The sequence below is a fragment of the Candidatus Moraniibacteriota bacterium genome (assembly GCA_026396275.1).
GTDB lineage: Bacteria > Patescibacteriota > Minisyncoccia > Moranbacterales > JAPLXC01 > JAPLXC01.
In genome coordinates, this window is the sequence record JAPLXC010000019.1 from 53,348 (window position 1) to 65,439 (window position 12,092).

Annotated in this window: 15 protein-coding genes; 14 read left to right on the top strand and 1 reads right to left on the bottom strand. The window is 40.7% G+C overall.

What is annotated here, in order from left to right:
• Nucleotides 1–273: 273 nt before the first annotated feature.
• The 4 genes from NT136_04205 (at nucleotide 274) to NT136_04220 (ending at nucleotide 2,902) form a co-directional block, all read left to right on the top strand.
• Nucleotides 274–570, top strand: a complete 297-nt coding sequence (locus NT136_04205) for a hypothetical protein (GenBank protein ID MCX6766132.1) — start codon at nucleotides 274–276, stop codon at nucleotides 568–570.
• 124 nt (nucleotides 571–694) lie between these two features.
• Nucleotides 695–1,294, top strand: a complete 600-nt coding sequence (locus NT136_04210; GenBank protein ID MCX6766133.1) for a hypothetical protein — start codon at nucleotides 695–697, stop codon at nucleotides 1,292–1,294.
• Nucleotides 1,295–1,518: 224 nt separating this feature from the next.
• The gene (locus NT136_04215; protein MCX6766134.1) at nucleotides 1,519–2,262 is read left to right on the top strand and encodes a hypothetical protein; all 744 of its coding nucleotides are present in this window, start codon (nucleotides 1,519–1,521) and stop codon (nucleotides 2,260–2,262) included.
• Between the two features lie 70 nt (nucleotides 2,263–2,332).
• Entirely contained in the window at nucleotides 2,333–2,902 is a 570-nt protein-coding gene (locus tag NT136_04220; protein MCX6766135.1) for a nucleotide exchange factor GrpE, read from the top strand.
• Nucleotides 2,903–3,015: 113 nt separating this feature from the next.
• On the opposite strand, the gene NT136_04225 is transcribed toward NT136_04220, so the two are convergent.
• Nucleotides 3,016–3,210, bottom strand: a complete 195-nt coding sequence (locus NT136_04225; protein ID MCX6766136.1) for a hypothetical protein — start codon at nucleotides 3,208–3,210, stop codon at nucleotides 3,016–3,018.
• Between the two features lie 377 nt (nucleotides 3,211–3,587).
• On the opposite strand from NT136_04225, the gene dnaK reads away from it, so the two are divergent.
• From dnaK to NT136_04275, 10 genes are all read left to right on the top strand, one after another.
• Nucleotides 3,588–5,561, top strand: a complete 1,974-nt coding sequence (gene dnaK, locus NT136_04230; protein ID MCX6766137.1) for a molecular chaperone DnaK — start codon at nucleotides 3,588–3,590, stop codon at nucleotides 5,559–5,561.
• Between the two features lie 43 nt (nucleotides 5,562–5,604).
• Nucleotides 5,605–5,994: a hypothetical protein gene (locus tag NT136_04235; GenBank protein ID MCX6766138.1), complete on the top strand. Its 390-nt coding sequence runs from the start codon at nucleotides 5,605–5,607 to the stop codon at nucleotides 5,992–5,994.
• Nucleotides 5,995–6,017: 23 nt separating this feature from the next.
• Entirely contained in the window at nucleotides 6,018–6,323 is a 306-nt protein-coding gene (locus NT136_04240) for a hypothetical protein (protein MCX6766139.1), read from the top strand.
• A 284-nt stretch (nucleotides 6,324–6,607) separates the two neighbouring features.
• Complete coding sequence (locus NT136_04245) at nucleotides 6,608–6,859, top strand: hypothetical protein (GenBank protein ID MCX6766140.1); 252 nt, start codon at nucleotides 6,608–6,610, stop codon at nucleotides 6,857–6,859.
• 270 nt (nucleotides 6,860–7,129) lie between these two features.
• Nucleotides 7,130–8,059 (top strand): ribose-phosphate pyrophosphokinase, encoded by a 930-nt coding sequence (locus tag NT136_04250; protein ID MCX6766141.1) that lies wholly within the window; start codon nucleotides 7,130–7,132, stop codon nucleotides 8,057–8,059.
• 130 nt (nucleotides 8,060–8,189) lie between these two features.
• On the top strand, nucleotides 8,190–8,345 hold the full coding sequence (locus tag NT136_04255; protein ID MCX6766142.1) for a hypothetical protein: 156 nt from the start codon (nucleotides 8,190–8,192) through the stop codon (nucleotides 8,343–8,345).
• Nucleotides 8,346–8,354: 9 nt separating this feature from the next.
• The gene (locus NT136_04260) at nucleotides 8,355–8,660 is read left to right on the top strand and encodes a hypothetical protein (protein ID MCX6766143.1); all 306 of its coding nucleotides are present in this window, start codon (nucleotides 8,355–8,357) and stop codon (nucleotides 8,658–8,660) included.
• A gap of 243 nt (nucleotides 8,661–8,903) precedes the next feature.
• Nucleotides 8,904–9,989, top strand: a complete 1,086-nt coding sequence (dnaJ, locus tag NT136_04265) for a molecular chaperone DnaJ (GenBank protein MCX6766144.1) — start codon at nucleotides 8,904–8,906, stop codon at nucleotides 9,987–9,989.
• The gene (locus NT136_04270) at nucleotides 9,979–10,995 is read left to right on the top strand and encodes a CapA family protein (GenBank protein MCX6766145.1); all 1,017 of its coding nucleotides are present in this window, start codon (nucleotides 9,979–9,981) and stop codon (nucleotides 10,993–10,995) included. The genes dnaJ and NT136_04270 overlap by 11 nt, the downstream gene beginning before the upstream one ends.
• Nucleotides 10,996–11,009: 14 nt before the next feature.
• Nucleotides 11,010–12,092 (top strand): CoA-binding protein (locus NT136_04275; protein ID MCX6766146.1); only part of this gene is annotated, 1,083 nt, incomplete at its 3' end.

The window sequence follows — 12,092 nt, forward strand, 5'->3', positions numbered from 1 at the left end:
ACCATAAAGTTTCATAAATTTTATAGCTATTTGAAAATTCAGCTCTAAAGGAAGGAGATTTTAATGAATGGATTATATGAAGCACCAAACTGCGAGCTGTTACTGACAGAAATTTTCGGGGTAAAAGTTGAAGTTCCTGGCACGGCTTGCAACCCGAGATGTCAGAAAGAAATGTGTTCCAAGGTAAACCAAGTTTGCGGGGTTTGCCCGTGTTTGGCTTACTGTGTTCAGGAAGGATTAATAGAATAAAACATAGCAAAAAAGGAGGAGAGTATGAGAGATATTTTTGGGGGTTTTAAACCGACAGAAAGGGAAGAAACCAAGGGAAAAAATTTAGGAATAGAAATTGTTGATTACAGCAAATGGGCCGGGGCCGGCAGGGGAAAAGGCAGCGACTACCCGGCTGGCAAGAGTATTCACTCTGATGAGATGGGATTCATTTCTTATTGCCGTGTGGTTAGTGAATTCAAAAAGGACAAGGATGCGAGAGAAATTAATAATTCAGCCTCGTCGGAAACTAAAGAAGAGATCTGTTCGAAAATATGCAAACTCAACTGCTTCTTAAATTAAGGAATTAGTTATTTTTACACCGCTTAGCGCTAATGGCTAAGCGGTATTGTTTTTCTGGAGTGCTTTTTCATTTTGCAAAAAATATGGTAGAATAAATTAGCAGGTAATAATTAAAACAAACCAAATGAAGAAAATTGCCGTTTTTGCGCTGGTAGTAGGATTGTCAATCTTTGTCGCCGGATGCAAAAAAACAAACCAAAATGATAACCAGGACCAGGGAGCAATACAGAAACAGGAAAAAGGCGGTGTTGTCAGTTCTATTAAGGACGCGATGGGTCTGGGCAAAAAAGTGAAATGCACGTATCGTTACGCAATTGCCGGACAAACAGATGAATCAGTAGTGTATATTGAAGGAAAAAAATACAAATCAAGCTATGAGATAGAAGGCCAGAAAACCAACAATTTTTTTGACGGAGAAATAAGCTACACCTGGACTGAAGGACAAAAGACCGGGACGAAAATTTCCATGGCCTGTCTTAAGGAAATCGGGGACTCATATAAAAGCGAAGAAAAGAACACTGGCCAAAATCAGAACCAATTAAAAGCCGGGCAAGAAGCGTTTGAAAACGCGGTTGACACAAAATGCGAACCAACTAATGAGGATATTTCACTTCCCATTGACATAACTTTTACTGACCAGTGCGATCAAATGAAAGGGCAGATACAATCAATGCAGGAAATGATGAAAAAATATCAGAATATGGGACAGGGTGCCGGACAATAAAAAATCCTTGATTTGCCAAGAGCCCGCAAAAACGGGCTCTTTTGTATTGAAATATTGACCCATTTTCAGAGTAGTATATAATCACAATTAGCACTCGGACTTGACGACTGCTAATGGAAGGTTTATAATGGAAATATAAAGTTAAGAATGTCATCCTGAACTTGTTTCAGGATCTAATGATATCGGATTAGATTCCGGATCAAGTCCGGAATGACAAGCCAAAAATGAACACTCGTCAGAAAAAAATTCTATCCGCCGTCATTGAGGAATATACCAATACTGCTATTCCGGTGGCTTCGGAATTATTGGTAAAAAAATATAATGTCAAAATGAGCCCGGCGACGATTAGAAATGATATGAATGAACTGGAAAAAGACGACTTGCTCTATCAGCCGCATATCAGCGCCGGAAGAATTCCCACCGATAAGGGCTATCGCTATTTCGTGGAGGAGATAATGAAGGACCGCGAGCTTTCCAAAGAGGATCAAAATAAATTACAGAGAGAATTACTGAAGCTTAAGGGTCAAAATAAAAGGATCACCAAGACCACAGCGAAATTACTTTCTATTCTAAGCGGAAATTTAGCGGTAAGCGGACTTTTGAAAAAAGAAGAATTTTCCGAATTCGGGATGTTGGAACTGCTGGCTGAACCGGAATTTAAAAAACTGGATGAGGTCTGCCGTCTGGTTGAAGTGATGGATTCTATTGACGAGAATGTTGATAAATTAACCAGGGGTTTGAGAATAGGGGAGACAAAAATTTTCATCGGCAAAGAAAATCCGCTGGCAAAAATGCCCAACTGCGCGATGATGGTGTCGCCCTATAAATTAAAAACCGGAGAAAAAGGAGTGCTGGCTCTCATTGGCCCTAAAAGGATGGAATACGCCAAAAATAAGTCGCTAATTGAGTATATGAAGAAGTTGTTGAGTTCGGCGGTAGTAGTAATATTAGTGGTAAATTTATTGTAATAAAATGTTATTCCGGGCTTGACCCGGAATCCAGAAAAATAAAGACGTGAGAAAGAGTAACGACAAAATTATGACCAAGAAAAAAGAAAAAGAAGAAGATGTAATAAAGGAACAGGATATTGAAAAAGCCGCTAAAGAAGAAATTGAACTTGCTGAAGGCGAGGTTGAGGCGGAAAAGATCGACAAAAAGGTGCACGAAGAACTGATAAAAACAGCAGAAAATTATATTTCCGGCTGGAAACGCTGCCAAGCCGATTTTGAAAATTATAAAAAAGACCAGGCGCGAAGAATGGAGGAATTTCGAGAGTTCGCCACTCTGGACTTTGTGTTCCAAATTTTTCCGGTGTTAGATAGTTTTGAAAGTTCACTCACTCATGTTCCTGAAGACCAGAAAGAAAGCGCGTGGGTCGGCGGGATATTGCATATAAAAAAGCAGCTAGAAGAGCTTTTAAGGAATAATAAGGTAGAGGAGATTGAAGCCAGAGCCGGAGATGAGTTTAATCCGGAGGTGCATGAAGCCGTAAAACAGGAATCAGGAATCGCGAATCAGGAATCAGGAAATAAAATAAGTAAAGTTTTGCAGAAAGGATACAAAATGGAAAAAAGAGTGATTAGACCGGCAAGAGTAATAGTAGAATAACCCGCGAATAAAAATAGTTCATTTTAAAATAAAATAAAAAAGCCCGATTCGCTCTAAATTTCTATATTGGTTTGTGAACCCGTTAGAAAGTTAGGCGAACCGAGCTGGGACAGCTACGAGTTTTCAGGATTAAAACCGTAGAGCTTTTTCATTAGTTTTCGCAAGCGAGGACTAACGCCCTTGTTTATTTTGTTAAGAAATTTTTCGCCGCCATCACCGAGAAGATCGGTGCGAACGGCATTAATTTTCTTTTTCATTGGGAGCGGGTTCCGGACAAGTTTGTCACGAACTGGTAAATCGTCAAACATTTTTCACCTCCGTTTGCACTAGGATTATCTAAGTAGTTCTCTCCGAATCTCAATGTATCCATTTTCTCTGCTATTCCTAATAAGATTAGTCAAGTAAATGCTTATTTGCTTTAAATGATCCGATGAAAATTCCAACGCTTGAGAAAAAAACCAGTTTCTAAGCTCCACTGCTTCGGGCAAAGTTATTTTTACCATAAAAAGAACTACCTCCTCGTATAAATTTTTTGATGTCCAAAGGTTAACATAAATAAATATTTTAGTCAAAATTGATTATCGACTTTTGCCTTAAATAAAGCTAAAAGCTGGTAATTAATAAATTTTTGCTAATTAACTTTGAAGCTAATCAAACTAACAAAGCTAATGAAGCTAATAAAGCTATGGGTAAGATATTAGGAATCGACCTCGGCACCACTAACTCGGCAATGGCTGTAGTTCAGGCCGGAAAGCCGCAGATTTTAGAAAACAAAGAGGGAGCGCGCACCACTCCTTCAATGGTGGCAATTTCCAAAAATGGCGAGCGTCTCGTGGGTCTTTTGGCCAAACGCCAAGCGGTAACTAATCCGGGAAATACTTTGTTTTCCATCAAACGGCTCATTGGGAGAAGATTTGAGGATGCTGAAGTGCAAAGGGATTTAAAACTAATGCCCTACAAAATTGTAAAGGCCAATGGGGGAGTAAAAGTCATAATGGGAGACCCCTCGAGTTCCTCGGGGCAAGCAGAATATACACCGCAGGAAATTTCGGCCATGATTTTGGGGAAACTGAAAGCCGATGCCGAAGAGCGATTGGGAGAAAAAATTACTGACGCGGTGATTACCGTTCCGGCCTATTTTGACGACTCACAGAGAAAATCAACTAAAGAAGCGGGAGAAATCGCCGGGTTTAATGTCAAAAGAATAATCAACGAACCAACAGCCGCGGCGCTGGCTTATGGATTTAGCCAGAAGTCCGCCCAAGGCGGATCCGCCTCCGGCGGAAAAGAAGAAAAAATTGCGGTTTACGATCTGGGAGGTGGGACTTATGACATTTCTATTCTGGAAGTAGGCGGAGATACGGTGGAAGTGAAATCCACCAACGGCGACACTCACTTGGGGGGAGATGATTTTGACCAGCGGCTCATTGAGTGGATTATTGGCGAATTTAAAAAACAGGAAGGAATTGATTTAGGGAAAGATCCGTTGGCTTTGCAAAGGATTAAGGAAGCGGCGGAAAAGGCGAAAATTGAATTATCCACCGCGATGGAAACGGAAATTAATCAGCCGTTTATTACTAGCGGCACCGATGGCCCCAAACACTTGGTAATGAAAATGAGCCGGGCAAAATTGGAAGAACTAGTGCACGATTTAGTAGAAAAAACGATTGAACCAATGAAGAAAGCACTCTCCGACGCTAAAATGGACGCAAAAGATATCGATGAGGTAATTATGGTTGGCGGAGTTACCCGAATGCCTCTGGTTTTGCAGACGGTAGAAAAATTTTTCGGCAAGAAACCGAACATTTCAGTTAATCCAGATGAAGTGGTGGCCGTCGGCGCAGCCATTCAAGGCGGGGTGCTGGAAGGATCAGTGCGTGATGTATTGCTTTTAGATGTGACACCTTTGACGCTGGGAATTGAAACACTGGGGGGAGTGCGAACTCCTTTAATCGAAAGAAATACGACTATTCCCACTGCCAAGTCGCAAATATTTTCTACGGCCGCTGACAGTCAGCCCAGCGTGGAAATTCACGTGCTTCAGGGCGAACGGGAGATGGCAAGCGATAATAAAACACTAGGGAGATTTATTCTGGACGGCATTCCGCCGGCTCCGCGCGGTATTCCCCAGGTTGAAGTTACTTTTGACATTGACGCCAATGGAATTTTAAGCGTTACAGCCAAGGACAAAGCCACCGGAAAGTCGCAATCAATCCGTATTGAAGCATCAACCGGGCTTTCCAAAGAAGAAATTGAAAAGATGAAAAAAGACGCGGAAGCGCACGCCGAAGAGGATAGAAAGAAAAAGGACTTAGTTGAAGCGCGAAACATGGCCGACACGCTGGTTTACACCACTGAAAAAGCCCTGCGCGATGCCGGCGGCAAAATCACGGCGGATGAAAAGAAACCGATTGAAGAAAAAGTTGAGGCGCTGAAAAAAGTAAAAGACAGCGATGATGCGGAAGCGATCAAGCGCGCAACGCAGGAACTTTCCACCGAAGCGCAAAAGATAGGGGAGAAGTTGTATAAAGCGGCTTCCGAGGCGCAAAAACAACAGGGCGGACAACCAGGCGAACAGCCGAAAAAAGAGGGAGAAGTGAAAGACGCGGAAGTGGATAATGAAAAGAAGGACGAAGGAGCTTCAGAGGATAAAAAGTAATCTTTTAGCGGGGGCATACGCCCCCGCTTTATACATAAAGTAAATGAAACAAGATTCCATATTGACATTGCATAGATATTATATTTGGGCGACAACAATGAAGTTTCACTTTGAGGAAGAATTAAAAAAACATAATATATCTAAAAATAAAGATATTACTATAGAGCAAATGATGTATATGTCGATTTGGTATGGATTATTATATGTTGTAGCTGAAGGATGGAAAAATCTAAAACTGCACGATAAGGTTATTGATTCGTTGCTTCAATCTAAAAATATTAATTTACTTAAAAGATATAGAAACGGAGTATTCCATTTTAATAAAAAATATTATAATGATAAATACCTAGATTTTTGCAAAGAAAAATCATCTGCAGATTGGATTAGAAAATTAAACTTAGAGCTCGGAAAGTATTTTTTTGGAATATTTTAAAAAATAATTTTTAAATTAAAAATATGGAAAACGAAACAATCAAAGAAAATAAATCAGCAAAATTAGACAAAATAATGAAGCTAAGTATAATTTTTGGAGTGTTGATAGTAGCATTGTCAATTGCTTATTATCTGGTAGTTTTTTTGCCCCTTAAAAATAAAGAGCAGTGGAAGCAAGAAGAAGAAAAACAGAAAATGACGCAAGAGTGTTCAAACAAGACACTGGATGATATCAGAAGATGGGCAGAAGGAAGACAAGTTTCCGATGATAATTCAATCAAACAATATAATTTCTTTTTTGAAAAATGTTTAAAAGAAAAAGGATTATAAAAATAATTTCACAAACCAACCCTCCGACCGGGGCAGTAAAACAAAACAGCTTGTAAAATTAGTGATAATTAGAAATACTGACGATTTACCATATTTGCATATATAATAAAAAGTGTTGCTTGACCTGTTCAGTAACTTGTTACTTAACAATGTAAGTAATTTCCTCCAAAGGCGGACAAGAATTACGTAATTCTAAAATCAGCTTTTAAGCTTGACAAAAGTCCGATAATGAAATAGGATAAACAGTTGTAGTTGAGATGTTTTTTAAAAAATAAAAGCCTGAATTGGCAAAAGGAAAAGGAGGAAAAATGAGTGGAAAAATAATAACAAAGAATATGAAGATCGGAGAAATAATTGCCTTCAAAGATGAGAGAGCGAAAAAAATTATTGAAGATTATTTCTTTGATTTCAAAAATCTCCCACTCTATGCTAAGAAGATTACTCTTGAAGAAGCTGCCCGCAAGAGCGGCAAGGATTACAAAATCTTAGCTGTTTTACGGGCAATCAATAATTTGCCCGAGAAAAAGAAGAAATGATTTTTCTTGGGAGATATTACAGGCGGAAAAAAATCTGCCTGTATTTTTTACTGCATTATTCCGGCATACTATAATGTTACTACTACATAACCTTATATGGTAGTGATGAATTTATGAACCAATAAGCGACCGGAAATTTTGGAATAATTCGGTGACCGAAATCAGTCACCCACTTTTATTTTCTAAGGTCGTAATTTTTGACAAAATGAGCTTATTTGTTAATCTGGATATGCTTTTTAACAACATGTCACATATTAGAGGAGGATAAAAATGAAAGTAATTAGTGGTAACAGCAATCCCGATCTGGCACTTGCCATTGTGGAGTATTTGGGAATATCGTTAACCGATGCAACCATTTCCAGATTTAGCGACATGGAAATCAGGGCAGAAATCAATGAGAACATTCGAGGCAAGGATGTGTTCGTCATCCAGTCAATCTGTACACCGGCCAATGAGTATATAATGGAACTTCTCATTATAATCGATGCGCTCGTGCGTGCTTCGGCAAAACGCATAACGGCGGTAATACCATACTATGGTTATGCCCGTCAGGATCGGAAAACCGAATCCAGAGCGCCGATTACCGCGAAACTTGTGGCTAACTTGATTACCGCTGCAGGCGCCAACCGCGTGCTTACTATGGATCTTCATGCTGGACAAATCCAAGGATTCTTTGACATACCAGTTGATCATCTTTATGCCTCTACCGTGCTCTTGGATTATCTAAAACGGAACTTCTCGGGCCATCTGGTCATTGTTTCACCTGACGCTGGGGGAGCAGACCGAGCGAGAGCGTACGCTAAACGGCTCAATGCAGATCTAGCTGTCGTTGACAAAAGGAGAGAAGAGCCGGGCAGGTCAGAAATACTGAACATTATTGGAGAGGTGTCAGGTAAAACGGCCATTATCATCGATGATATGGTGGATACAGCGGGGACTATTTGCAACGCTGCTCAAGTGATCGCGGAGAAAGGAGCGCAAGCGGTATATGCTTGCTGCAGCCATGCAGTGCTGTCTGGCCCTGCTGTTCAAAGAATCAGCCGATCAGCCATTGAACGATTGATTGTGACTGACTCAATTCCACTTTCGGAAAGTGCCAAGACACTGGGGAAGATTACAGTGGTTTCTGTAGCGGAGCTTCTGGCAAAAGCCATACATTCTGTCCACAATTCCGAGTCATTAAAACCATTGTTCGTTTAGGAAAAATAACAGGTGATTGATAAATCAGTCACCTGCTATTTATTTTTGATGGCTCAACCGGCTATTGACAAAACTCTAATTTCTTGCTAGTATTAGGTGTTTCACGGGCATAAAATAAAAGGAGGTTGCTATGGGCGTGAAGATCTTTGAAATAATAAAGCAGAAAGAAAGAGAAAGGGTAAATGAGTATAAGCGTGAGCTCTGGCTTAAGATTTTTATCCCCTGGCTGCAGGAGCTTAAAAAAGAGCGTTGCAAAAAGACACCTAATATAGTATTTGACGAATAGGAGGAAAAGATGGAAAAATTTGATTTTAACGATGAGTTTTTCGCTCTTCAGGATAAATATGAAAAGATGGAGATAAAATTCAGAAAATCAATTGCCGAGGAGAATAGTGATATTCCAGGGAAAATCCTAGAGATTTTCAGGAAAGGAGATTTTAAAAAACTGGATGCCTTGGCGAAATTCGTAATGCGTTCTCTTAATACGGCAGAAGTTGGAGTATTAATAATGAAGTTTTACCGGAGCACTAGCACTGGGGATTACATCGAAAAAGAAGCTATCATAAATTATTTCAGGGTTATTTCCGGGTTTTGCCGTTAAAAAATTTCGAAGCGGGCAGTTGACAAAGTCAATTTCCCGCTTTTTTGTTTTTCTGTCTGACAAAATTTTCACTCGGCCTGAATTAGCACTCGGGAGGTGGGATTGCTAATTTTGCTGAATTGTTGTATAATCTGATAAGCTTGTATAGTTGCTTCCTCTACGAATTACGAATTTGGTACGAATATACGAATTATGGGTATTAGTATATTAGTATATGATTAGTAATTAGTAGCCATTGCCATTATGGATTATTACAAAATTTTAGGAGTCAATCGTAACGCTTCCGATGACGAAATAAAGAAGGCCTACCGGAAGCTCGCTCACAAATACCACCCGGACAAAGCCGGCGGCGATGAGAAAAAGTTCAAGGAGATTAATGAGGCCTATCAGGTTTTGTCAGACAAGGCAAAGCGTCAGCAGTACGATCAGTTTGGGCGGACGTTTGAGCAAACCGGAGCTGGCTTTGGCGGATTCGAGGGATTTGACTTTGGCAGTTTTTCCGGAAGAGGCGGATCAAGCTGGGATTTTGGCGGCTTTGAGGATATTTTTTCTGATATTTTTGGGGAAGGATTTACTGGAAGGACTGGAACTCGCCGGCGAGCCGGCAGGGATATTCAGGTTGATGTGGAGATAAGTTTTGAGGAAATGGTCCAAGGAACCCGGCGCGATGTCAATCTTTATAAGAGTGTTGTCTGTAGTGTCTGCCATGGAACGGGAGGAGAACCAGGAGCCAAAGAGCAATCCTGTCCCACTTGCGGTGGGTCGGGTCAAGTGCGAAAAACAACGCGCAGTTTTTTTGGAAGCTTTACCCAGGTTTCCACATGTCCAACCTGCGTAGGTACGGGAAAGACATATTCCCAGAAATGCCACAAATGCGGCGGCGACGGCCGGGTGAAAGAATACCAGGCAGTCGCGATTAATATTCCCGCCGGTATCCAGGACGGGCAGACCATAACGCTTCCCGGACAAGGAGAGGCGGGTGAACATGGCGGCGCTGGCGGCGATCTTTATACCAGTGTCCATGTGCGTCCGCATCCGAAATTTCAGCGGGAAAGAGACAACATTACTTCCACCGAACAAATAACTTTTTCCCAGGCGGTGTTGGGTGACAAAATCGCAGTGGAGACGGTTGAAGGATCAGTGAAAATGAAAATTCCGGCCGGAACTCAGTCAAGCGAAATCTTCAGAATTAAAGATGAAGGCATTCCGCATTTGGGAAAACGGGGACGCGGGGATCATCTAGTAAAAATTGTTGTTAAAATTCCGCGGCATCCCAGCCGGGAGCAAAAGGAATTAATCGAAAAACTGAGGAAATTGGATGAACGATAATTCAAGATATTGGTATTCTCACCTGGCGGTTTTTTTACTGTTGGCTGTATTGATTGCAGCTGGCGGTTTTTTGTTTTTTTCCAGAAGTAAGTGGTCAACAGAAGAAATAAGAGTATCAGGTGAGATTGATAGTGTCCATGAAAGTGTCGCGGAAAAACAAGAAAGTGTGGAGGAAATTAAAATACTATTTCTCGGCGACATTATGTTTGATCGCTATATTCGCCAAGTGGCGAAAAGAAAGGGTTATGACTTTGTCTTTCAGGACGTTGATAATTTACTTAAAGAAAAAGATCTCGTCGTTGCTAATTTAGAAGGACCGCTAACTGATAATAAATCAGTAAGTGCTACCAGTGAATTTGGAGAGAGAAATAATTACATTTTTACTTTTGATCCGCAAGTGGCGCCGATTTTAAAAAATCACAACATTAACCTAATTAATTTAGGAAACAATCACATTCTTAATTTTAGACAAAACGGTCTTGAACAAACGAAAAAATATTTAAGCGACGCAGGAGTAAAATATTTTTGCGACAAAGATATACGTTATACTTTATACAAAATACCTGCCTCGCCGGCAGGCGGGCATAATACAACCCTAAGTTTCGTTTGCTATAACCAGTTTGAGTCCGATGCGGTCGAGAAGGCACTGGCCGATATCGGGGAGGTGAAAAAAAGCGCCGATGTTGTTATTCTTTACGCTCACTGGGGAAAAGAATATGAAACAAAAGCTGATGCCAAACAAAAAGAATTAGCTCATAAATTTATTGACGCTGAAGCGGACTTGATTATCGGCTCCCATTCTCACGTAGTTCAGGAAAAAGAAATATATCAGGGTAAAACAATTTATTATTCACTAGGAAATTTCATTTTTGACCAGTATTTTAATTCGGAGACGATGAAAGGACTGGCAGTGGAAACAATTATTAATCCCGTTACAAAAGATATTAAGTTTAAGGAACATCAACTTCAAATGAAAAATAACGGACAGACAGAATGGAAAAAATAGTATATAATTGAACCATGGAAAACAAAAATCTAAACAAATTTTTTAATCCTGAATCAATTGCCATAGTCGGCGCCACTGATGGGGAAGGAAAGGTGGGGCGGATGGTAACGGAGAATATTTTTAATTTGGGGTACAAGGGGGAGGTGTTTTTGGTCAATCCCAACCGAAAAGAATTATTCGGGAAGAAATGTTACGCAACACTGGAGAGCATCAAGGACAATATAGATTTAGCCATCGTGATTGTTCCGGCAAAGTTTGTGAACGATATCGTCAAAAATGGTTTAGATAAAACAAAAAACTTTGTGATAATTTCGGCCGGATTTTCCGAAACAGGCGAAGAAGGAAAGAAACGGGAAGAAGAGTTGTCACAATTGGCTAAAGAAAAAAATCTTACCATTCTTGGTCCTAATTGTCTCGGCTTCATCATTCCCAAACTCAAACTTAACGCTACTTTTTCCGGCGGAATGCCGGGCTTTGGAAATATTGGTTTCATAACCCAATCAGGCGCGCTGGCGGTGGCCATTTTGGATATTTTTGAAAAGGAGCATCTGGGATTTTCCGGTGTTTTTTCCATCGGCAACAAAGTGCGAATTGACGAAGCGGATCTCATTGAATATCTGGGAAACGATCCGGGTACAAAAGTAGTCGGGCTATATCTGGAAGGAATTAAAAACGGCTCCCGTTTCATGGAAATGGCGGAGCGTGTTTCCCGGGTAAAACCAATTGTGATACTCAAAGCCGGGAAAACAGAGAGATCGCAAAAAGCCATAACTTTACACACCGGGGCACTGGCAGGAAGCGATGATATCACTCACGCGGTGTTTAAAAAATGCGGCATTATTCGAGCTGAAAATTTAGAAAAATTTATAAATATCCTGCGATTAATATCTCTGGCTAAGGTTTCCCAGAATAACTTAGTGGCAGTGGTAACTAATGCCGGCGGAGCAGGCGTGTTAACTACTGATATATTCAAAAACAAAACCATTACGCTCGCTGAATTGTCGGAAGCCACCAAAAGCAAATTGAGATCGGTTCTGCCGGAAGAGTCGTCGGTGGAAAATCCGATTGATGTGCTGGGGGACTCTCAAGAGGATCGC

Coding starts and splice junctions, on each gene's coding strand:
- NT136_04255 (MCX6766142.1), top strand. CDS start 8,190: ATGGGCGTGAAGATCTTTGAAATAATAAAGCAGAAAGAAAGAGAAAGG.
- NT136_04240 (MCX6766139.1), top strand. CDS start 6,018: ATGGAAAACGAAACAATCAAAGAAAATAAATCAGCAAAATTAGACAAA.
- NT136_04250 (MCX6766141.1), top strand. CDS start 7,130: ATGAAAGTAATTAGTGGTAACAGCAATCCCGATCTGGCACTTGCCATT.
- NT136_04210 (MCX6766133.1), top strand. CDS start 695: ATGAAGAAAATTGCCGTTTTTGCGCTGGTAGTAGGATTGTCAATCTTT.
- NT136_04220 (MCX6766135.1), top strand. CDS start 2,333: ATGACCAAGAAAAAAGAAAAAGAAGAAGATGTAATAAAGGAACAGGAT.
- NT136_04260 (MCX6766143.1), top strand. CDS start 8,355: ATGGAAAAATTTGATTTTAACGATGAGTTTTTCGCTCTTCAGGATAAA.
- dnaJ (MCX6766144.1), top strand. CDS start 8,904: ATGGATTATTACAAAATTTTAGGAGTCAATCGTAACGCTTCCGATGAC.
- NT136_04270 (MCX6766145.1), top strand. CDS start 9,979: ATGAACGATAATTCAAGATATTGGTATTCTCACCTGGCGGTTTTTTTA.
- NT136_04225 (MCX6766136.1), bottom strand. CDS start 3,210: ATGTTTGACGATTTACCAGTTCGTGACAAACTTGTCCGGAACCCGCTC.
- NT136_04205 (MCX6766132.1), top strand. CDS start 274: ATGAGAGATATTTTTGGGGGTTTTAAACCGACAGAAAGGGAAGAAACC.
- NT136_04235 (MCX6766138.1), top strand. CDS start 5,605: ATGAAACAAGATTCCATATTGACATTGCATAGATATTATATTTGGGCG.
- NT136_04215 (MCX6766134.1), top strand. CDS start 1,519: ATGAACACTCGTCAGAAAAAAATTCTATCCGCCGTCATTGAGGAATAT.
- dnaK (MCX6766137.1), top strand. CDS start 3,588: ATGGGTAAGATATTAGGAATCGACCTCGGCACCACTAACTCGGCAATG.